Annotated in this window: 18 protein-coding genes and 5 tRNA genes; 6 read left to right on the top strand and 17 right to left on the bottom strand. The window is 70.1% G+C overall.

Translation table 11 applies throughout. From position 1 onward, the window contains the following. Positions 1 to 43 precede the first annotated feature (43 nt). Complete coding sequence (locus ACIRR9_RS22735; RefSeq protein ID WP_365344579.1) at positions 44 to 1,054, bottom strand: NAD(P)H-dependent glycerol-3-phosphate dehydrogenase; 1,011 nt, start codon at positions 1,052 to 1,054, stop codon at positions 44 to 46. Beyond that, positions 1,051 to 1,839: a lysophospholipid acyltransferase family protein gene (locus ACIRR9_RS22740; RefSeq protein WP_403754644.1), complete on the bottom strand. Its 789-nt coding sequence runs from the start codon at positions 1,837 to 1,839 to the stop codon at positions 1,051 to 1,053. The genes ACIRR9_RS22735 and ACIRR9_RS22740 overlap by 4 nt, the downstream gene beginning before the upstream one ends. A 177-nt stretch (positions 1,840 to 2,016) precedes the next feature. On the opposite strand from ACIRR9_RS22740, the gene cofC reads away from it, so the two are divergent. After that, positions 2,017 to 2,655, top strand: a complete 639-nt coding sequence (cofC, locus tag ACIRR9_RS22745; RefSeq protein ID WP_384567412.1) for a 2-phospho-L-lactate guanylyltransferase — start codon at positions 2,017 to 2,019, stop codon at positions 2,653 to 2,655. 9 nt (positions 2,656 to 2,664) lie between these two features. After that, positions 2,665 to 2,868, top strand: a complete 204-nt coding sequence (locus ACIRR9_RS22750) for a hypothetical protein (RefSeq protein ID WP_403754648.1) — start codon at positions 2,665 to 2,667, stop codon at positions 2,866 to 2,868. 172 nt (positions 2,869 to 3,040) lie between these two features. Here ACIRR9_RS22750 and ACIRR9_RS22755 read toward each other — a convergent pair whose 3' ends face one another. From ACIRR9_RS22755 to leuC, 4 genes are all read right to left on the bottom strand, one after another. Continuing rightward, on the bottom strand, positions 3,041 to 3,661 hold the full coding sequence (locus tag ACIRR9_RS22755) for an HU family DNA-binding protein (protein ID WP_365344587.1): 621 nt from the start codon (positions 3,659 to 3,661) through the stop codon (positions 3,041 to 3,043). A gap of 140 nt (positions 3,662 to 3,801) precedes the next feature. Further along, the gene (locus tag ACIRR9_RS22760) at positions 3,802 to 4,032 is read right to left on the bottom strand and encodes a hypothetical protein (protein ID WP_362325503.1); all 231 of its coding nucleotides are present in this window, start codon (positions 4,030 to 4,032) and stop codon (positions 3,802 to 3,804) included. A 288-nt stretch (positions 4,033 to 4,320) separates the two neighbouring features. Continuing rightward, on the bottom strand, positions 4,321 to 4,914 hold the full coding sequence (leuD, locus tag ACIRR9_RS22765) for a 3-isopropylmalate dehydratase small subunit (RefSeq protein ID WP_403754653.1): 594 nt from the start codon (positions 4,912 to 4,914) through the stop codon (positions 4,321 to 4,323). Between the two features lie 6 nt (positions 4,915 to 4,920). After that, positions 4,921 to 6,345 (bottom strand): 3-isopropylmalate dehydratase large subunit, encoded by a 1,425-nt coding sequence (leuC, locus tag ACIRR9_RS22770; RefSeq protein ID WP_403754656.1) that lies wholly within the window; start codon positions 6,343 to 6,345, stop codon positions 4,921 to 4,923. Between the two features lie 210 nt (positions 6,346 to 6,555). On the opposite strand from leuC, the gene ndgR reads away from it, so the two are divergent. Beyond that, the gene (ndgR, locus tag ACIRR9_RS22775; protein ID WP_089098541.1) at positions 6,556 to 7,272 is read left to right on the top strand and encodes an IclR family transcriptional regulator NdgR; all 717 of its coding nucleotides are present in this window, start codon (positions 6,556 to 6,558) and stop codon (positions 7,270 to 7,272) included. A 289-nt stretch (positions 7,273 to 7,561) separates the two neighbouring features. Here the strand turns inward: ndgR and ACIRR9_RS22780 are convergent, their stop codons facing one another. Beyond that, positions 7,562 to 8,059 carry a DUF4188 domain-containing protein gene (locus ACIRR9_RS22780; protein WP_403754660.1) on the bottom strand — a complete coding sequence of 166 codons (498 nt, stop codon included), beginning with the start codon at positions 8,057 to 8,059 and terminating at the stop codon, positions 7,562 to 7,564. 80 nt (positions 8,060 to 8,139) lie between these two features. Between ACIRR9_RS22780 and ACIRR9_RS22785 the strand changes: the two genes are divergently transcribed. Further along, positions 8,140 to 8,784, top strand: a complete 645-nt coding sequence (locus ACIRR9_RS22785) for a MerR family transcriptional regulator (RefSeq protein WP_403754663.1) — start codon at positions 8,140 to 8,142, stop codon at positions 8,782 to 8,784. 55 nt (positions 8,785 to 8,839) lie between these two features. Here ACIRR9_RS22785 and ACIRR9_RS22790 read toward each other — a convergent pair. From ACIRR9_RS22790 to ACIRR9_RS22835, 10 genes are all read right to left on the bottom strand, one after another. Continuing rightward, positions 8,840 to 8,912, bottom strand: a tRNA-Glu gene (locus ACIRR9_RS22790). Positions 8,913 to 8,955: 43 nt separating this feature from the next. Further along, a tRNA-Gln gene (locus tag ACIRR9_RS22795) sits at positions 8,956 to 9,027 on the bottom strand. Between the two features lie 20 nt (positions 9,028 to 9,047). Further along, positions 9,048 to 9,120, bottom strand: a tRNA-Glu gene (locus ACIRR9_RS22800). A 28-nt stretch (positions 9,121 to 9,148) separates the two neighbouring features. Further along, a tRNA-Glu gene (locus ACIRR9_RS22805) sits at positions 9,149 to 9,221 on the bottom strand. Positions 9,222 to 9,260: 39 nt separating this feature from the next. Then, positions 9,261 to 9,332, bottom strand: a tRNA-Gln gene (locus ACIRR9_RS22810). Positions 9,333 to 9,423: 91 nt separating this feature from the next. Then, positions 9,424 to 10,155: an HAD family hydrolase gene (locus ACIRR9_RS22815; protein WP_403754666.1), complete on the bottom strand. Its 732-nt coding sequence runs from the start codon at positions 10,153 to 10,155 to the stop codon at positions 9,424 to 9,426. Positions 10,156 to 10,182: 27 nt separating this feature from the next. Then, positions 10,183 to 12,435 (bottom strand): hypothetical protein, encoded by a 2,253-nt coding sequence (locus tag ACIRR9_RS22820; protein ID WP_403754669.1) that lies wholly within the window; start codon positions 12,433 to 12,435, stop codon positions 10,183 to 10,185. Positions 12,436 to 12,607: 172 nt separating this feature from the next. Then, entirely contained in the window at positions 12,608 to 14,122 is a 1,515-nt protein-coding gene (gltX, locus tag ACIRR9_RS22825; RefSeq protein WP_403754672.1) for a glutamate--tRNA ligase, read from the bottom strand. Next, positions 14,115 to 14,900, bottom strand: coding sequence for a fumarylacetoacetate hydrolase family protein (locus tag ACIRR9_RS22830; protein ID WP_403754675.1), 786 nt, complete (start codon positions 14,898 to 14,900; stop codon positions 14,115 to 14,117). Before ACIRR9_RS22830 ends, gltX begins: the two co-directional genes overlap by 8 nt. A 124-nt stretch (positions 14,901 to 15,024) precedes the next feature. Continuing rightward, the gene (locus tag ACIRR9_RS22835; RefSeq protein WP_123973907.1) at positions 15,025 to 15,213 is read right to left on the bottom strand and encodes a hypothetical protein; all 189 of its coding nucleotides are present in this window, start codon (positions 15,211 to 15,213) and stop codon (positions 15,025 to 15,027) included. Between the two features lie 573 nt (positions 15,214 to 15,786). Between ACIRR9_RS22835 and ACIRR9_RS22840 the strand changes: the two genes are divergently transcribed. Both ACIRR9_RS22840 and ACIRR9_RS22845 read left to right on the top strand, forming a co-directional pair. Continuing rightward, positions 15,787 to 19,701: a nitrate- and nitrite sensing domain-containing protein gene (locus tag ACIRR9_RS22840; RefSeq protein ID WP_403754678.1), complete on the top strand. Its 3,915-nt coding sequence runs from the start codon at positions 15,787 to 15,789 to the stop codon at positions 19,699 to 19,701. Positions 19,702 to 19,710: 9 nt separating this feature from the next. Further along, complete coding sequence (locus ACIRR9_RS22845) at positions 19,711 to 20,124, top strand: roadblock/LC7 domain-containing protein (protein WP_003973453.1); 414 nt, start codon at positions 19,711 to 19,713, stop codon at positions 20,122 to 20,124. The last annotated feature ends 79 nt before the right edge of the window (positions 20,125 to 20,203 follow it).

Genomic DNA, 20,203 nt, shown 5'->3' on the forward strand with positions numbered 1-20,203 from the left:
CCGGTGGTAGTGCCCCGAGACAGCGTCCGCCGCGTGCCGTGGCTCAGCGTCGCTCGGGCTTCGCGCTGCGCGACATCAGCTCCTTGAGGGCGACCACCGGCGGCTTGCCCTCGTGCACGATGTCCACGACCGTCTCGGTGATCGGCATCTCCACACCGTGCCTGCGGGCCAGATCGGCCACGGACTCGCAGGACTTGACGCCCTCCGCGGTCTGCTTGGTGACCGCGATGGTCTCCTCCAGGGTCATCCCCTTGCCGAGGTTGGTGCCGAAGGTGTGGTTGCGGGAGAGCGGCGAGGAGCAGGTGGCCACCAGGTCGCCGAGACCGGCGAGTCCGGAGAAGGTCAGCGGGTCGGCGCCGAGGGCCATGCCCAGGCGGGTGGTCTCGGCGAGGCCGCGCGTGATGAGGGAGCCCTTGGCGTTGTCGCCGAGGCCCATGCCGTCGGCGATGCCGACCGCGAGCCCGATGACGTTCTTGACCGCGCCGCCGAGTTCGCAGCCGATGACGTCGGTGTTGGTGTACGGCCGGAAGTACGGCGTGTGGCAGGCGGTCTGGAGGCGCTGGGCGACGGTCTCGTCGGTGCAGGCGACCACCGCGGCGGCCGGCATCCGGGCGGCGACCTCACGGGCGAGGTTGGGGCCGGTGACGACGGCGATGCGGTTCGGGTCGATCTTGGCGACGTCCGCGATGACCTGGCTCATCCGCATGGTGGTGCCGAGTTCGATGCCCTTCATGAGGGACACCAGGGTCGTGCGCGGCGCCAGCAGCGGCGCCCAGTCGGCCAGGTTGGCCCGCATGGTCTGGGACGGCACCGTCAGGACCGTGAAGTCGGCGCCGGCCGCGGCCTCGGCGGGGTCGGTCGTGGCCCGCAGGTTCTCGGGGAGTTCCACTCCGGGCAGGTAGTCGGGGTTGGTACGGCCGGAGTTGATGGCCTCCACCACCTCCGCGCGCCGCCCCCACAGGGTGACGTCGCACCCGGCGTCGGCCAGCACCATCCCGAAGGCCGTACCCCACGAACCCGCGCTGAAGACCGCCGCCTTGGCAGGCATGCTCACTTGCCGCTCTCCTCTTCCACACCGCTCTGCGACTCTTCCGGACCGCTGTGCGACGCACGCGTCCGGCGCCGCTGCTCGATCCGTACCTGGCGTGGATCGTAGGGGGTCTCAGGGGCCTTCTCGCCGCGGATCTCCTCCAGCTGGCGGGTGATGGCGGCCATGATGACCTCGGTCGCCTCCTTGAGGACGTCCTGGGTCATCTCCTTGTCGTAGAAGCGCGTGAGGTCGACCGGCGGGCCCGCGAGGACGTGGTGGGTCTTGCGGGGCAGCACGTTGAGCTTCTTCGCGTACGGCGGGAGGAGTTCGTTGGCGCCCCACTGGGCGACCGGGATCACCGGGCACTTGGTCTGCAGGGCGACGCGGGCGGCACCGGTCTTGCCTGTCATGGGCCACTGGTCCGGGTCGCGGGTGATCGTTCCCTCGGGGTAGAAGGCGACGCACTCGCCGCGTTCCACGGCGTCGATCGCGGCCCGGAAGGCGCTGAGCGCGTCGGTGGACTCGCGGTAGACGGGGATCTGCCCGGTGCCCCGCATGGCGGCGCCGACGAATCCCTTCTTGAAAAGCCCGCTCTTCGCCAGGAATCGCGGAACGCGGCCGGTGTTGTACTGATAGTGGGCGTAGGCGAAGGGGTCGACATGTGAATTGTGGTTCACCGCAGTGATAAATCCACCCTCGGCCGGAATGTTCTCCATTCCGCGCCAGTCCCGCTTGATCAGAACCACCAGCGGAGGTTTGCAGAGCACCGCAGCGAAGCGGTACCAGAAGCCGATTCTCCGGCGGGGCACGCGGACACCTTCCTCTAGGACTTCTTCCCGGGCTCCGGGACTTCCTCTCCCGGACCGGGGGCCGGGAGAAGTGTGGCCCCGGTCCGCCGGTCTGTCGAGGAACACCGTACGCCTCGCTGCCGCTCCTGCCTCGGGGCCCGGGTGACAATGAGGCAACAAGGGAGGGACGGTACGTCGGTGCAGTGGACCTTGGTCATACCCCTCAAGCCCTTGGCTCGCGCCAAGAGCAGGCTCGCGGACACCGCGGCGGGCAGTTTGCGTCCGGGACTGGCCCTGGCCTTCGCCCAGGACACGGTGGCCGCGGCCCTGGCCTGCCAGGCCGTGAAAGATGTGGCGGTCGTCACGGACGACACGCTGGCCGGACGGGAACTGTCGGCGCTGGGTGCGCGCATCGTGCCGGACACGCCGGGAAGCGGCCTGAACGCCGCGCTGCGGCACGGAACGGCGGCCGTGCGCGCATCGCGTCCGGAAAGCCCCGTGGCGGCCCTGAACGCCGATCTGCCGGCGCTGCGCCCGCTGGAATTGTCCCGGGTGCTCGACGCGGCCGCGGAATTCCCGCGCGCTTTTGTCCCGGACGCCGCGGCAATCGGCACCACCCTGCTGGCGGCGACCCCCGGCAATGAATTGGCGCCCGCATTCGGTCCCGATTCCCGCGCCCGCCATGCCGCCTCGGGCGCCGAGGAACTGCGGCTGATCGGCGTGGATTCGGTACGCCAGGACGTGGACACCGGTGCGGATCTGCGCACGGCCCTGGCCCTGGGCGTGGGCCCGCGCACCGCGGCGGTGGCGGCCCGCCTGCTGATCCCGGACCAGTAGGCTGCGCTCATGCAGGCGACCGCATACACGTACGACCCGGAAACCCACGCCGGCCAGGTACTCCTGGACGACGGAACTCCGGTCCCCTTCGACGGCAAGGCCTTCGAGGCGGGCGGCCTGCGGCTGCTCCGACCGGGGCAGCGGGTGCGGATCGAGACGGAGGGGACCGGCGAGGATTTTCGCGTCACCCTGGTCACCTTGCAAACGTTCTGAGGCGCAGGCGTCCCGCAAGGGGGGCGGGGAACTGCGCGACCAGCCCCCACCCGGCCGCACTCCGAACTCAACCATCTTCAATTCACACCAGGACACACCGCGGGCCGGACTCCCTGAGGGAGTCCGGCCCGTCGCGTGAGTGTCCCGACCCCGCCGTGCAGCGGGCCCCGCCCTAGCGCGCCGTCGCGGTCTTCTTGGCGGTGGCCTTCCGCGCCGTCGACTTCTTGGCCGGCGCCTTCTTCGCGGTGACCTTCTTGGCCGGTGCCTTCTTCGCGGCCGTCTTCTTCGCCGTCGCCGTGGCCTTCTTGGCGGTCGCCTTCTTCGCCGTGGTCTTCGCGGCGGCGGCCGTGGTCTTCTTGGCCGTCGTCTTCTTCGCGGTGACCTTCTTGGCCGCGGCGGTCGCCTTCTTGGCGGTCGTCTTCTTCGCCGCCGCCTTCTTGACCGTCGCCGAAGCGCCGCCGGTCAGGCTGCCCTTGGGCGCCTTCTTGACCGCGACCTCACCGCCGCGCGGGAGCTTCTTCGTTCCGCTGACCAGGTCCTTGAAGCCCTGGCCGGCGCGGAAGCGCGGCACAGAGGTCTTCTTGACCCGAACCCGCTCGCCCGTCTGGGGGTTACGGGCGTAACGGGCCGGACGGTCCACCTTCTCGAAGGACCCGAAGCCCGTGACCGAGACCCGGTCACCCGCGACGGTCGCACGGACGATGGCGTCCAGGACCGCGTCGACCGCGTCGGCGGCCTGCTGGCGGCCGCCCACCTTGTCGGCAATCGCTTCTACGAGCTGCGCCTTGTTCACGTCTTCCCCTTCGGAGACATCGCCAGAACGAATGTGTTCAAGCTTTTTCGCACGTTAGGCAGATATATACCGCAAATCAAACACGAAACGGGCTTATCACCCTTGTGCCGCAACGGATTCGGTCGTCACGGGCGGTCCAGTCAGCGTTCCTCTTCAGGGATTCGACCCTCGTCGAGGTCCGCGTTGAACCGCTCGAGACGCCTTGCCGCGTCGGCGAGGTCGTGCTTGGCCGCGGCCGTAATGACCAGCAGCTTCCGGGTCAGCGCCATCCGTACGCCCTCCGGGACTTGCAGTGCGCGCACTTTTGTGTGCGCTTCCTTGAGTTGGTCCGCGACCGCCGCATAGAGCTGGAGTTGGCCGTCGTGTTCCATGCACAGATTGTGCCATCTGGGGCGAGTTGTCGCCTGCGCAGGGGGCAACTGCCGCCTCAAATGGCCTTCCGGGCACTTGCGGAAGCCACGGACACAGCACTCACGTACCCCCACAACATCCTTCCTAACGTGGGAAGTTGGCAAGACCTGCGACGACGCGAGCGCCCGTTCGGGTGCAGACATGGCTGTACCCCCAATCGGGGCGATCGGGGGTACAGGCGGGGTGTTGCGGTGGCTGAAACCAGCCGTATTCAGATGTGGCGGATCACGCCCGAAGCGGGCTCGGGATCAGACCTGGAGCGTCCGCGGCTTGTACGACGGCCGCTTGGCCTCGTACGCGGCGATGTCGGCCTCGTTCTGGAGGGTGATGGAGATGTCGTCCAGCCCGTTCAGCAGCCGCCAGCGGGAGTTCTCGTCCAGCTCGAAGGAGGCGGTGATGCCCTCGGCGCGCACCTCGCGGGCCTCCAGGTCGACCGTGATCTCGGCCTGCGGGTCCTTCTCCGTGAGCTCCTGCAGCGCCTCCACGACCTTCTGGTCCAGGACCACCGTGAGCAGCCCGTTCTTCAGCGAGTTACCCCGGAAGATGTCGGCGAAGCGGGAGGAGAGCACGGTCTTGAAGCCGTAGTTCTGCAGCGCCCAGACGGCGTGCTCACGGGAGGAGCCGGTGCCGAAGTCGGGACCGGCGACCAGGACGGTCGCACCCTGCCGCTCGGGGCGGTTGAGGATGAAGTTCTCGTCCTTGCGCCAGGCCTCGAACAGACCGTCCTCGAAACCGTCCCGGGTCACCTTCTTGAGCCAGTGAGCAGGGATGATCTGGTCGGTGTCGACGTTGGAGCGGCGCAGCGGGACGGCCCGGCCGGTGTGCGTGGTGAATGCTTCCATGGCTGATCAGACTCCAGCGGGCGTACGAGCGTCGGACAGGTCGGCCGGGGAGGCCAGGTGGCCCAGGACGGCCGTGGCGGCCGCGACCTGCGGGGACACCAGGTGGGTACGGCCACCCTTGCCCTGCCGGCCCTCGAAGTTGCGGTTCGAGGTGGACGCGGAGCGCTCACCCGGAGCCAGCTGGTCGGGGTTCATACCGAGGCACATCGAGCAGCCCGCGTGCCGCCATTCGGCGCCGGCCTCCTTGAAGACGACGTCCAGACCCTCGGAGACGGCCTGCAGACCGACCCGCGCGGAGCCGGGGACGACCAGCATCCGTACGCCGTCGGCGACTTTGCGGTCCTTGAGGATCTCGGCGGCGGCGCGCAGGTCCTCGATACGGCCGTTGGTGCAGGAGCCTACGAAGACGGTGTCCACGTCGATGGACCGCAGCGGCTGACCGGCCTCCAACCCCATGTACTCCAGGGCCTTTTCGGCGGCGAGGCGCTCCGAAGCGTCTTCGTACGAAGCCGGGTCGGGGACGTCGGCCGAAAGCGGCGCGCCCTGGCCGGGGTTGGTGCCCCAGGTGACGAACGGCGAGAGGGCGGCGGCGTCGATGTGGACCTCGGCGTCGAAGACCGCGTCCTCGTCCGTCTTCAGGGTCTTCCAGTACGCGACCGCGGCGTCCCAGTCCTCGCCCTCGGGGGCGTGGGCACGGCCCTTGATGTACGCGAAGGTGGTCTCGTCGGGGGCGATCATGCCCGCGCGGGCGCCGGCCTCGATCGACATGTTGCAGATGGTCATGCGGGCCTCCATCGAGAGCTTCTCGATGGCGGAGCCGCGGTACTCCAGGATGTAGCCCTGGCCGCCGCCGGTACCGATCTTGGCGATGATCGCCAGGATCAGGTCCTTGGCGGTGACGCCGTCGGGCAGCTCGCCGTCGACCGTGATGGCCATGGTCTTCGGGCGGGCCAGCGGCAGCGTCTGGGTGGCCAGCACATGCTCCACCTGGGAGGTGCCGATGCCGAACGCGAGGGCGCCGAAGGCGCCGTGCGTGGAGGTGTGGGAGTCGCCGCAGACGACGGTCGTACCGGGCTGCGTCAGACCCAGCTGGGGGCCGACGACGTGCACGACACCCTGCTCGACGTCGCCCAGCGGGTGCAGCCGGACGCCGAACTCGGCGCAGTTCTTGCGCAGCGTCTCCAGCTGGGCCCGGGAGACCGGGTCCGCGATGGGCTTGTCGATGTCGAGGGTGGGGGTGTTGTGGTCCTCGGTCGCGATGGTGAGGTCGAGGCGCCGCACCGGGCGGCCGTTCTGCCGCAGACCGTCGAAGGCCTGCGGGCTGGTCACCTCGTGCAGCAGGTGCAGATCGATGAAGAGGAGGTCGGGCTCGCCCTCGGCGCGCCGGACGACGTGGTCGTCCCAGACCTTCTCCGCGAGTGTCCTACCCATCGCTTTCCCTCCGGCCGGCAAACGTCCACCGGCCCAACTAGAGATCTTGAGGAAGCGGCGGCTGCCCTTCAACCAAGGGCCCCTGAAGTCGTGATTCCGGGCGTCCGCCGCCGGGCCCGTTGGTCCGCGGGCCACTGTGTCTCTCCAGGGTGGCGCGTTCCACGGAAAATTGAACTTGCGTTTCACAGAGTGAGACGTGAGTATCGTTGCATGGACAACAGTAGCGGCGTCGGCGTTCTGGACAAGGCGGCCCTTGTCCTCAGCGCTCTGGAGTCCGGTCCGGCCACCCTCGCGGGTCTGGTCGGGGCCACCGGACTGGCACGACCCACGGCCCATCGGCTGGCCGTGGCTCTGGAACACCACCGCATGGTGGCACGCGACATGCAGGGCCGTTTCATTCTCGGCCCGCGACTCGCGGAACTGGCCGCGGCCGCCGGCGAGGACCGCCTGCTCGCGACGGCGGGCCCGGTGCTCACGCATCTCCGTGACATCACCGGTGAGAGCGCGCAGCTCTATCGCCGTCAGGGCGACATGCGTATCTGCGTCGCCGCCGCGGAACGCCTGTCCGGCCTTCGGGACACGGTCCCGGTCGGCTCGACGCTCACGATGAAGGCCGGGTCCTCCGCGCAGATCCTGATGGCCTGGGAGGAGCCGGAGCGGCTGCACCGCGGCCTCCAGGGCGCCCGCTTCACGGCGACGGCCCTCTCGGGTGTCCGCCGCCGCGGCTGGGCCCAGTCCATCGGAGAGCGGGAGCCGGGCGTGGCGTCGGTGTCGGCGCCGGTGCGGGGGCCTTCCAACCGGGTGGTGGCGGCCGTCTCCGTCTCCGGCCCGATCGAGCGCCTCACGCGCCACCCCGGCCGTATGCACGCACAGGCCGTGATCGACGCGGCGGCCCGCCTGTCGGAGGCTCTGCGCCGCACGGGCTGACGCCCCAGGGATGTTCTTGCCGGAAAGGGCCGGCCTCAACGCCGCGGCAGGCCCTTTCCGAGGAGAGCTGAACCTTTTGGGCACGGGAACTGGTCCCACCCAGGGGCGCTGGGGGTACCCCCGGCCGGAGGCTGGGGGAGGAACTGCGCGACCAGCCCGATGCGGCCCGCACCCGCCCAGTGGCCGAAGCCCCCACGGCGCCGCGTCTGCCCCCCACCCGCCGTCGCCCGGCCGCCGCACCGTCGTGGCTTGTCGCGCAGTTCCCCGCGCCCCTGACGGGGCGCTCCACTCACGCGGATCGATAAGCGAACCGGTCCTTCCCGTACCGGCCGCGCTGTTCCACCGGCACCACCCCGTTCGCCGCGCCCAGGCCGAACTCCGGCATGTCGAAGTAGATCGACTCGTACGAGCCCTCGGGTGCCACATACGTCTCGTGCCACAGGCCCACGTGCCGGCGCAGCTTGCCCGCCCGCTCCTTGCGGTTCAGGACGGCCCACATCCCGTGGTGGAGCATGTCCGGCGAGCTCGCGTACTTGTACAGCTTCTCCTTCGACTCCCAGTACTGGACGACGTAGTACGTACGCGGCGAGGCGGTGAGCAGGACGTGCCCCCGCAGCCCCCGGCCGGGGTCCCGCCCGAGCTCCCGCAGCATGCGGATCATCGACCGCATGACCGGGAACCACTGGTGCGCCGCCCAGAAGTGGTTGATCCGCATGCCGATGAGCAGCACGACCACATCTCCCTCAGCAGCCGCGGTCGTACGGCCCGGCACCGGTTTCGCGAACATGACGGTCCCCCTCATCAGATAGCGCCACTATCCTTCCGACATGCTTGGATAGTGACACTTACCAAGGAAGGGTGCAAGAGATGCGGCTTGCCCAGTTGAGCGCGCGCAGCGGGGTGTCCGCCGCGACGATCAAGTACTACCTGCGCGAAGGGCTGTTGCCGCCGGGCCGCCAGGTGAACGCCACGACGGCCGAGTACGACGAGGAGCATCTGCGCCGGCTGCGGCTGGTGCGGGCGATGATCCAGGTCGGCCGGGTGCCGGTGGCGAAGGTGCGCGAGGTGCTCGGGCACGTGGACGACGAGTCCCTGGGCCGGACGATCCGCCTGGGCGCGGCGCTGTGGGCGCTGCCGCAGGTGCCGGAGCCGGACGAGGACGACGAGTACGTCCGGGCCGCGCACGACGAGGTCGGCACGCTGCTCGACCGGCTCGGCTGGGAGAACGCCAAGCAGCTCACGACCATCTCCCCCGCGTACCGCTCGCTGGTGGTGGCGGTGGCCGCGTTCCGCCGGCTCGGCTATGACTGGGGGGCCGAAGTGCTCGCGCCCTACGCCGAGTTGATGCACCGGACGGCGGTCCTCGACCTGGACCTCCTGGAGACGCAGCCGTCGGAGCCGGAGCGGATCGAGTTCGCGGTCCTGGGGGCGATTCTCAACGAGCCGGTGTTGCAGGCGCTGCACCGGCTGGCCCAGGAGGAGGAGTCGTCGCGGCGGTACGGCTTCCAGTAGCCGGCGCCGACGGGTACGACGAAGGCCCTCCGCCGAAGCGAAGGGCCTTCTCCTGTACCCCCGACCGGATTCGAACCGGCGCTACCGCCTTGAGAGGGCGGCGTGCTAGGCCGCTACACAACGGGGGCGTGGATCTTACAAGCGTTTGATGTACAACGCCGCAGATCCGAGCTGGTCTACCTGGACTCGAACCAAGACTAACTGAACCAGAATCAGTCGTGCTGCCAATTACACCATAGACCAATGTGGTTTAGACCAGTTCGTACCCCCGACCGGATTCGAACCGGCGCTACCGCCTTGAGAGGGCGGCGTGCTAGGCCGCTACACAACGGGGGCCCTAGCGATCATCCACAGATGATTACCGTACCCCCGACCGGATTCGAACCGGCGCTACTGCCTTGAGAGGGCAGCGTGCTAGGCCGCTACACAACGGGGGCTTGCGGATGTGATCCGCACGTGCAGATGAGCTCTGCGAGCTGGCCTACCTGGACTCGAACCAAGACTAACTGAACCAGAATCAGTCGTGCTGCCAATTACACCATAGGCCACTGGAACGCAAGCCCCTGAGGGGTTCTTGTTCTAGTTTTGCTCCTCCGGTTCCGGCCTTTCGGCCCGCTCCCCGGCGGCGCAGGAAGAACATTACCTGAAGGTGGACGGGGCTCCAAAACGGGTATCGGCGCGGAGGATCGCGGGCAGTTCGGCGAGGGACGCGATCCGGTGCGGCCCGACGGGTGCGTCGGCCCCGGCGGACGGCCCGCGACGGTCGATCCACACCGACAGCAGCCCGGCGTCGGCGGCTCCGCGTCCGTCGATCTCCGGGTGGTCGCCGACGTACGCGACCTCGTGCGGGGCGAGTTCCAGCGCCTTGCAGGCCGCCAGGAAGGCACCGGCCGCGGGCTTGGAGACGCCCAGTTCGGCGGCGCACAGGATGGCCTCGAAGCGGTCGTGCACACCGAGCGTGCGCAGCTTGTGGTCCTGGACGTGCAGGCTGGAGTTGGACAGCACGGCATGCCGGTGGCTGGCCGCGAGCGCGTCCAGGGCCGGCAGGACGTCCGGGAAGAGGGCCCAGGCGTCCTCGTAGTGGATCCGGTAGCGGCGGAACCAGTCGTCGGCCTCGGCGTCGCTCAGTGTCACGCCCAGGAACACCCGCACCCGGTCCCGCCGCTGCCCCTCGAAGCTCACCTCGCCCGCCGAGAACCGCGCCCACTGCTGATCGGTGATCTCCCGCCACCGCACCAGGGCGGCCTCCGCGCTCTCCCACCCCGCGAGCAGCTCCTCCGCCGCCAGATGCGCCCGCATGCCCTCGCGGTCGGCGGTCGTGTAGTCGAAGAGAGTGTCGTCCACGTCCCAGACCACGGCCCTGATCGTCATGACACCGACCGTACTCTCCGCGCGCCCTCAGCCCAGGGTGATCGTGCCGGTCAGGGTCAGGTTCCGGCCCTGGCCGTCGCGGGGGCGGGCGGTGAGCTTCCAGGTGTACCTGCCGGTCGCGGCGCCGCCGCCGCTGTCGGTCCTGCCGTCCCAGGCCGGGCGTACGGCCGCGCCCGTGGAGGTGCCGGTCAGGGTGCGCCGGACCGTGCCGGAGGGGGTGGCGAGCGTCAGGGTCCAGGAGGACGGCTTGCTGAGCTGCCACACCGGTGCCCAGGGGCCCGACCTGGTGATGACGGACGGCGAGTAGACCTGCGCCTCCAGCTGGGCCAGCGGCGAGGTGGGGACGCGGCTGGGGACGATCCACACCTTCCCGTCGTACCCGAGGTAGGCGATCGGGCCGCCGAACCGGTCCACGGCCCAACGGCCGTTGCTGCCGCCGGTGTTCTGGTCGGTCGTGGGCAGCACGGCCAGGACGCTCGTCTTCGCGGTACCGGTGTGGACGTCGGTGAGCAGCAGTTGGTGCGTGGTCCGGTTCTCCCGTACCAGGAAGCCGTCGCCGAGGCGGGCCGGAGCGGAACCGGCGGGTACGGGGATGTTCCGCTTGGCCGCCCGGTCGTAGACGCCGGCCGGGCCCGAGGCGCCGCAGCTCCAGTAGAGACGGCTGTCGACGGCCTGGATGTCGGTGGGCCTGCACCGGAAGCCGGTGACGACGGCCGTGGTCCTGCCGGTCTTCAGATCGCGGCCGGTGATCGATCCCTTGGTGCTGCCGGGCGTCCACAGGACCTGGCCCCACAGGGCGGCCGCGGTCCGGTTGCGGCTGAGAGCGACCTTGCCGGTCGTGGCGCCGCGCGGGAAGTCGACGATCTTCTGCACGCCGGGCGTACCGCCGTTGTAGAGCACGTAGCGGCCGGTGCCGCCGGCGATGCGGCCGCGGGAGTCGCCGACCGGCACACTCTGCAGGGAGGCGGTGTCGACGCCGAGGCCGGTCCGGACCACGTACTCCTGGCCGGAGGAGTCGGTGAAGAGGGAGGCGACGTGTCCGTCACCGAGGGCCTCCAGCTGCGGGCAGGCGGTGTCGCCGGGGAGGCAGGTGGCGTCCGCCAGGATGGGGCTGCGCCCGGTCTGGGGTCCGACCGGCGCGCCGGCGGCGTTGAGCGCGAAGCCGGAGATCCGGTGACCGATGCCCTGCCTGCCGTCCAGGAACAGCTCGCCCCCGGCCATCGCCAGCCCCTCGACCGGTACCCGGTCGGCCGGGACCCGGGCCACCTTCGTGGTGGCGGTGGAGCCGTCCGCGGTGGGGGTGATGCGGTGGACGTTCCAGTCGAAGCTGGAGGGCCCGGCGGTGGCGAGCGCGCCGCCGTCCGGGGTCGGGACCATTCCTCCGTAGGAGTTCGCAAGGACGGTGCCGGTCTCGCCGGTGGTGAGCGACAGGGCGGTCAGCGCGGGCTTGGTGCCGGGCAGGACGAAGGTCGGGTTGCCGATGAGGAGCTGGTCACCGACGACGGCCACCAGCTCGGCGGGCGAGCGGGGAAGTCGGCCGGGCTCGGTACCGGGGGCGGCGTCGACGCGGATGTGCCTCCAGTCGGCGACCAGCCAGCGGTCGTTGAAGCGGACCGCCGGATCGGCGGCCACCCCCGTGACGTAGGTGCGGAAGGTAGCGTCGCTCAGGTCCACGAGACCCACGGAGGTCGTGCCGTCCAAGGTGTAGACGAGCGCGGCGCGGCGGACCGAGCCCCCCGCGAGGTAGCCGGTGGGCCGGGCGCCCGCGGGGAGCCCGGTCACCGGGAGATCGGTGGTGGAGCCGTCGGCCGCGGCGCGCAGGACGTGCGGGGTGCCGGAGGCGTCCTGGGTGAGTACGCTCCAGCCGGACGTGGTCCGGTAGGTCTGGCCCGCCGGGATGGTGACGGTGGCGGTCACGCCGGTGGAGTGGTGCTGTTGGGTGACCTCGGCACCGTCCCAGGTGCTGACCACGTCGGTGCCGGTGGCCAGGTCGTCCGGGCCGGCGTGCGCGGGCGGGACGAAGCCCGGGTAGTCCACCCAGGTGCCGGGGCCGGCGGAGGACCGGGGTTCCCACTGGAACCCGGACGCCCCCGCCCACATGTAGTGGACAACGGTCGGCTGCTCCGACCTGAGCGTGACGAAGCCGACCGGCGGCGGCAGGAGCACGGGCCCGGCCTGCGCGGGCGAGGCCGCCGCTGCGCAGCTCAGAGCCACTGCTCCGGCGGCGACGGCCGTGGCCAGTCTTCGCGAACGGATCGCCTTGTTCCGTGAACGGGTCACGTCGTCCCCCACCCCTGTACCGGCCGCGCATGCACATCATGCACACAGGGAACATCCAACGTCCGCACAGGAAGCCGGGCTTGGCCGTAGAGGTTAACTCTCGGAGACGGATCGGGAACGCGCGAGGGGCGGCCCCCGGTGATCCGGTTGCCGCCCCTCCTGCGCGTATGCGTTACGCGGTCAGCTTCGCCATCGCCGCGTCGATGCGGGCCAGCGTCTTCTCCTTGCCCAGGACCTCCAGGGACTCGAAGAGCGGCAGGCCGACCGTGCGGCCGGTGACGGCCACCCGGACCGGGGCCTGGGCCTTGCCGAGCTTGAGGCCGTGGGCCTCGCCGGCGGCCAGGACAGCCTCCTTCAGGGACTCCGGGGAGGTCCAGTCGGCGGACTCCAGCTTCTCGCGGGCCGTGGCCAGGAGGGCGTCGCTGCCCTCCTTCATCGCCTTGGTCCAGGACGCCTCGTCGACGACCGGCTCCGCGAGGAAGAGGAAGTCGACGTTGTCGGTGATCTCCGAGAGGACCTTCAGGCGGGTCTGGGCGTGCGGGGCGATCGCCTGCCACTTCGACTCGTCGAAGTCCTCCGGGGCCCAGGGGGCGAAGGGCGCCTTGAGCCAGGGGGCGCAGCGCTCCGTGAAGTCCTTCACATCCAGCATCCGGATGTGGTCGGCGTTGATCGCCTCGCACTTCTTCAGGTCGAAGCGGGCCGGGTTGGGCTGGACGTCCGCGATGTCGAAGGCCGCGACCATCTCGTCGATCGAGAAGATGTCCTGGTCCGCGGAGAGCGACCAGCCCAGCAGGGAGAGGTAGTTGAGCAGGCCCTCGGGGAGGAACCCACGCTCGCGGTAGAGGTTGAGGGACGACTCCGGGTCACGCTTCGACAGCTTCTTGTTGCCCTCGCCCATGACGTAGGGGAGGTGGCCGAAGGCGGGGGTCTGCTTGGCGATGCCCAGCTCGGTCAGCGCCTTGTACAGGGCGATCTGGCGGGGGGTGGAGGAGAGCAGGTCCTCGCCGCGCAGGACGTGGGTGATCTCCATCAGGGCGTCGTCGACCGGGTTGACCAGCGTGTACAGCGGGGCACCGTTGGCGCGGACGATGCCGTAGTCCGGGACGTTCTCCGCGGTGAAGGTCAGCTCGCCGCGGACCAGGTCCGTGAAGGTGATCGTCTCGTCGGGCATCCGGAAGCGGACGATCGGGGTACGGCCCTGGGCCTTGTACTCCTCGACCTGCTCGGCGCTCAGGTCACGGCAGTGGCCGTCGTAGCCGGACGGCTTGCCGGCGGCGCGGGCGGCCTCTCGGCGGCTGTCCAGCTCCTCCTGGGAGCAGTAGCAGTGGTAGGCGTGACCGGCGTCCAGGAGCTTGGCGGCGACGTCCTGGTAGATGTCCATCCGCTGCGACTGGCGGTACGGCGCGTGCGGGCCGCCGACCTCGGGGCCCTCGTCCCAGTCGAAGCCCAGCCAGCGCATCGCGTCGAGCAGCTGGTTGTACGACTCCTCGGAGTCGCGGGCCGCGTCGGTGTCCTCGATGCGGAAGACCAGGGTGCCCTTGTGGTGCCGGGCGAACGCCCAGTTGAACAGGGCGGTGCGGACCAGGCCCACATGGGGGTTACCGGTGGGCGAGGGGCAGAAACGTACGCGTGGGGGTACCCCCAGCGCGAGCGAAGTCGAGGGCCTGGGGGAGGGTGCGCTAGCCACGCTTGACAACCTTGTTGGTGAGAGTGCCGATGCCTTCGATGGTGACGGCGACCTCGTCGCCGACGTTCAGGGGGCCGACCCCTGCCGGGGTGCCCGTGAGGATCACGTCGCCGGGGAGCAGCGTCATGGCCTCGGAGATGTTGACGATCAGGTCCTCGATGGAGTGGATCATCTCGCTCGTGCGGCCGAGCTGGCGCTGTTCGCCGTTGACCGTGAGCTGGACCGTCAGGTCGGACGCGGTGGCGAGGTCCAGGTCCGTCTCCACCCAGGGGCCGAGCGGGCAGGAGGTGTCGAAGCCCTTGGCCCGGGCCCACTGCTTCTCGCGCTTCTGGACGTCGCGGGCGGTGACGTCGTTGGCGCAGGTGTAGCCGAAGATGACGTCCGCCACGCGTTCGCGCGGGACCTCGCGGCACAGCCGCCCGATGACCACGGCCAGTTCGGCCTCGTGGTGGAGGTCCTGGGAGAACGGGGGGTACTGGATGGCGTCGCCGGGGCCGATCACCGAGGTGGACGGCTTGAAGAAGGCGAAGGGGACGTCCGGGACCTCGTTGCCCAGCTCCTTCGCGTGCTCCGCGTAGTTGCGGCCGTAGGCGACGACCTTGTTCGGGAGTACCGGCGGGAGCAGCCGGACCTTGCTCAGCGGGACCTTGGTCCCGGAGAGCTCGAAGTCCGTGAACGGAATGCCCTTGATGATGTCGAGGACGAGTTCGTCCTGCTTGTCGCCCTCGACGGCGCCGAAGGCGACGTTCCCGTCGATGGAGAACCTGGCGATGCGCACGGGATCCTTGCGCCCCTCACTGAGCCGGCTGGAGTCTGACGCTCCAGGCTAACGCGGTAAGGGGCGGCCGCCGTGGAATAACCCGGTGACCGGGTGAGTGAGTGAACGGCGACCCTGCCTCGTACTACTCGCCGACCGAGGTCCCGGCCGGGATCTCCATGAGAACGGTGCGCCGGGGGTTGGCGGTCTGGGCGGGGAGGTCGAGGGAGTGCTCGGGGAGCTCCGGGGTCTGCAGTTCCTCGGCGTCCTTGAGGTGGGCGAGGGTGGTGCGCCGGGGGTTGGCTATGTTGCGGAACATCATCGTCGTCTTCACGGTTGTCGTAGACCCCGTCGTGTCGTGTGGGTTGGCAGAGACTTCCCTCTTGTAAAGCGCCAGGCTAAACATCGAATTCCCGACGGAAGCCGCCAAGTGGCCTTGATCCGCGTGTGAGTTTGCTCACGAAGGCGAGGGCAAAGCGGTCATTTCGGACCGGCAACTCGACGCTACGAAACGGACATTGGCGAACTGAACCAGTCATTCCGCTCCTGATCATGGCGACTGGGACACACCCCGCGCGCTCGCGACTGGCAGGGATACGTCCGTTATGTACGCGATCGGCTTCGACATCTCGTAACGTGTCACTCACACGCTGTCACGGAGGTCACAGCTCGGTCCACGGCCCTTGTTGGAGATCCGGCACTGTGCTGGAATTCCACGGACCGCCGCGGGATCGAGCCGGCGCGCAGGGGGCGCAACGCAGCGCCGAGTGGCGGCGAGACAGGGGGAGCCAGCGCCGGTCACACTGACGACCAACTGGGGGCGTATTCAGGGCGCTCCCCCCTACAACGCCGACACCGTGTCCCTCCGTTCAGCGGAGGGGTGCCTGGTCCAGAGGTTGCGACGCTAGTGCAGGGACGATTCAAGAGGGATGGCAGCGCTTCGGCAGAGCCGGAGGCGCACGGCGGGACCGACCGCGGTTCCTCGCCCCAGCACGCCCAGAACCAGGGCCCGGCTCCGGCCGGTGGTGGTGACGGCGGTGAGCGCCCAGGGCGCCCCGCCGTGTCGGCGTCTTCGGGGTCCTCGGGCCCCCAGCCGACCGCCGCACCGACGCCGACGGTCAAGCCCGCCAAGGGCATCTCGAACCCGGGCTCGCGCATAGCCCTGCGCAACTGGCGTATCTCCACGCGCCTGGTGTCGCTGCTCGCGCTCCCCGTGGTGGCGGCGACGACGCTGGGCGCGGTCCGCATCAACCAGTCGCTCGACGACATCCAGCAGCTCGACAACATGAAGCTGCTGACGGACATGACCGCGCAGGCCACCGAGCTGGCCGCCGCGCTCCAGGAGGAGCGCGACCAGTCTGCGGGTCCGCTGGCACACGGTGCGTCCCCCAACGACGTGACGGTCAAGGGCCTTGAGCAGAGGACCGACCGGGCCCGCGAGAACTTCATCAATGCCTCCGAGGAAATCGACAACGCGAGCAAGAACGGTCAGCTCCAGGGCGTCCGCGACAGCCTCGTCGGTCTGGCCGGCCAGCTGGACGACCTGGCGAAGATCCGCAAGGACGCCTTCCAGCAGAAGGAGAACTCGACCCAGACGGTCGAGTCCTACCACCGGCTGATCACCCAGCTGATCGACCTCTCGCAGGACATGGCGCAGGCCTCCAGCAACTCGGAGATGATCCAGCGCACCCGCGCCCTGGCGGCGTTCTCCACCGCCAAGGAGTACGCGTCGGTGCAGCGAGCCGTCATCGCCGCGGCCCTGCCCGCCAACAACACCTCCTCCGGCGACCTCTCCGAGAACGACCGGCTGTACGCCGAGTCGGCCCAGGAGAGCGAGACCTCCGAGCTGACGATCTTCCGCAAGATCTACGTGGGCAACGCGTCCTCGCTGCTCAGCCCGATCGACGGCAACAACCCGACGATCGAGTCCGCGGACACCTACGCCAAGCGTGCGCTCGGCGCCACGAACGGTCTGAACGAGCTCGCCAAGCGGTCGTACCGCGACTGGGTGGACGACAGCTCGACCAAGATCGAGCAGATGAAGAAGATCGAGCACACACTGCTCGAGGACATGGAGCAGAAGGCCCGCGAGCTGCGCGCCTCCTCCGAGCAGGAAGCGATCATCTCCGGTGCGCTGATCCTGCTCGTCCTCGGTGTGTCGCTGGTCGGCGCCTTCGTCGTGGCCCGCTCCATGATCCGCTCGCTGCGCCGCCTCCAGGAGACCGCCACCAAGGTCGCCCAGGACCGCCTGCCCGAGCTGGTCAAGCAGCTCTCCGAGTCCGACCCGCAGGACGTCGACACGTCCGTGGAGTCGGTCGGTGTGCACTCCCGGGACGAGATCGGCCAGGTGGCCGCGGCCTTCGACGACGTGCACCGCGAGGCGGTCCGCCTCGCCGCCGAGCAGGCCCTCCTCCGGGGCAACGTCAACGCGATGTTCACCAACCTCTCGCGCCGCTCCCAGGGCCTCATCCAGCGTCAGCTCTCGCTCATCTCCGAACTGGAGTCCCGCGAGGCCGACCCGGACCAGCTGTCCTCCCTCTTCAAGCTCGACCACCTCGCGACGCGTATGCGCCGTAACGGTGAAAACCTCCTGGTCCTCGCCGGTGAAGAGCCCGGCCGCCGCTGGACCCGCCCGGTCCCGCTGGTCGACGTGCTCCGCGCCGCCGCGTCCGAGGTGGAGCAGTACGAGCGCATCGAGCTGGCCTCCGTGCCGACCACCGAAGTGGCCGGCCGCGTGGTCAACGACCTCGTGCACCTGCTCGCCGAGCTGCTCGAGAACGCCACCTCGTTCTCCTCGCCGCAGACCAAGGTCAAGGTCACCGGTCACGCCCTGCCCGACGGCCGGGTGCTGATCGAGATCCACGACACCGGTATCGGCCTCTCCCCCGAGGACCTCGCGGCGATCAACGAGCGGCTCGCCTCGCCGCCCACCGTGGACGTCTCGGTCTCCCGCCGCATGGGTCTGTTCGTGGTCGGTCGTCTGTCGCAGCGGCACGGCATCCGTATCCAGCTGCGTCCGTCCGACTCCGGTGGTACGACCGCGCTGGTCATGCTCCCGGTCGATGTCGCCCAGGGCGGCAAGAAGCCCGGTCCCGGCAAGTCCGGCGCCCCGGCTCCGACCGGCGGTCCGGCCGCCGCGCAGGCCGCGGCCGGTGCGTCCGCGGCCCGGCGGGGCAACGGCCAGGGCGGTTCGCTCGGTGCGGGTGCCCCGGCCCCGGCTCTCGGCGGTGGTGCCGCCGCGGGCGGCGGGCGCGGTGGTGCCCTCGGTTCCGGCGGGCCCTCCGGTGGCGGACTGCTCGGTGCCGGTGCCGGTCCGCGCGGCCAGGTCGGTGCGGGCCAGGGTCCCCGGGCCGCACTGCCCGGTGCCGGTCCGAACGGCGGTCGTCCCGGTGCGCCGGGCGGCGCGCGGGGTCCGCAGGGTCCGGCGGCTCCGCCGCAGGGCCGGCCGACCGCGGGCGCCGGTGCCTTCGGCGGCCAGGACGCGTTCGGCAACAGGCAGGACTCCTTCGGCGGTCAGGACGCGTTCGGCAACCGTGGTCCGGTCCCGCCGCAGCGCTCCGCGAGCTCCGCCGACCAGGGCCATCAGCCCCAGCTGCCGCCGCGCGGTGGCCCGCGGGCCGAGCTGCCCGGCGGCAACCCGCCGGCGGGCCGGCCCAGCTGGAGCGACGAGAACGCCCAGCCGCCGCTCTCCCGCGCCTCGCTGGACACCCCGCGCGGCCATGACGAGCAGGACCCGACCCACACCGCGCCGATGCCCCGCATCGACGACCGGCAGGACCTGGGCGCGACCTCGCAGATGCCGGCGATCCCGCAGAACCCGTCGTCCACCGGCGAGTTCCCGCGCCCGGACTTCAACACGGGCTCCCAGAACACCGGCTCGTACCCCCGCCCGGGCATGAACGGCCAGCAGGACACCGGCTCCTTCCCGCGCCCCGGCATGAACGGCCAGCAGGACACCGGCTCGTTCGTCCGCTCCGACGTCTTCGGTACGCCGGCCGCGCCGCAGAACGGCTCCCAGAACACCGGGCAGTTCGCCGCTCCGCAGGCCTACGACAACGGCTCCACCGGCCAGTTCGGCACGCCGTCCTTCGACGGCAGCTCCACCGGGCAGCACTCCCTGCCCGGCCGCCAGAACGGCTACGCGAACAACGGCCAGAACGGCAACGGCCAGCACAACACGGGTCAGTTCGAGCGTCCGCAGACCAACGGCCGCGGCATCGACTACGGCGCGGCCCAGCGTCCGCCGGCTCCGACCCTGCCGCCCGCCCGTCAGGAGCCCGAGGCACTGCCGCCGGCCAGCGGTCCCGGTGACGGTCGTACCCCGCTGTACGACACGCTGGAGACCAACTGGTTCCACGGCGGCCCGCAGGAGCAGCAGCAGCGCCCGCAGAGCAACGGCAACGTCAACGGCGCGCAGGGCAACGTCAACGGCAACGTCAACGGCAACAGCCCGGCGCCGCTCCCGCCCGTCCCCCAGCAGCCGTCGGCCCCCGTGGCCGCGGCCCCCCAGCGTCCCGCGACCAGCTCCTGGCGCCCTTCGCCCAACGACGAACTCGTCCGTCAGGCGGAGCGCGTACGGCAGCCGGCCGCGGGCGGTGTCACCACCTCCGGGCTGCCGCGGCGAGTGCCCCGGGCGAACCTCGTACCGGGTACCGCACAGCAGCAGCAACAGCACCAAGCAGGTCCGCAGGTCTCGCGTTCGCCTGATGACGTCCGTGGCCGGCTGACCAATCTCCGTCGGGGTATCGCGCAGGGCAGGCAGGCCGCACCCGGCCAGCAGACCGGCAGCTTCCCGAACCCCACTCACCAGCAGGAGCGTTAGTTGAGTCCGATGAGCCAGGCGGCACAGAACCTCAACTGGTTGATCACCAACTTCGTGGACAACACCCCGGGTGTGTCCCACACCGTCGTCGTGTCCGCCGACGGTCTCCTTCTGGCGATGTCCGAAGGCTTCCCGCGTGACCGTGCCGACCAGCTGGCGGCCGTCGCGTCCGGGCTCACCTCACTGACCGCCGGGGCCTCCCGGATCTTCGAGGGCGGCAACGTGGCGCAGACGGTCGTCGAGATGGAACGCGGCTTCCTCTTCCTGATGTCCGTCTCCGACGGCTCGTCCCTCGCCGTGCTGGCCCACCCGGAGTGCGACATCGGCCTCGTCGGCTACGAGATGGCACTGCTGGTCGACCGCGCGGGCGCGGTGCTCACGCCCGACCTGCGCGCCGAACTGCAAGGCAGTCTGCTCCACTGACAGCCTGGATCCAACCCACCTCACCAAATCACCGTCCGGCCGCCACAATCCCCCCACCGGCCACGTCCGACGGCACGAC

It is taken from the genome of Streptomyces sp. NPDC101234 (assembly GCF_044767525.1).
Taxonomy (GTDB): Bacteria; Actinomycetota; Actinomycetes; order Streptomycetales; family Streptomycetaceae; genus Streptomyces; species Streptomyces sasae.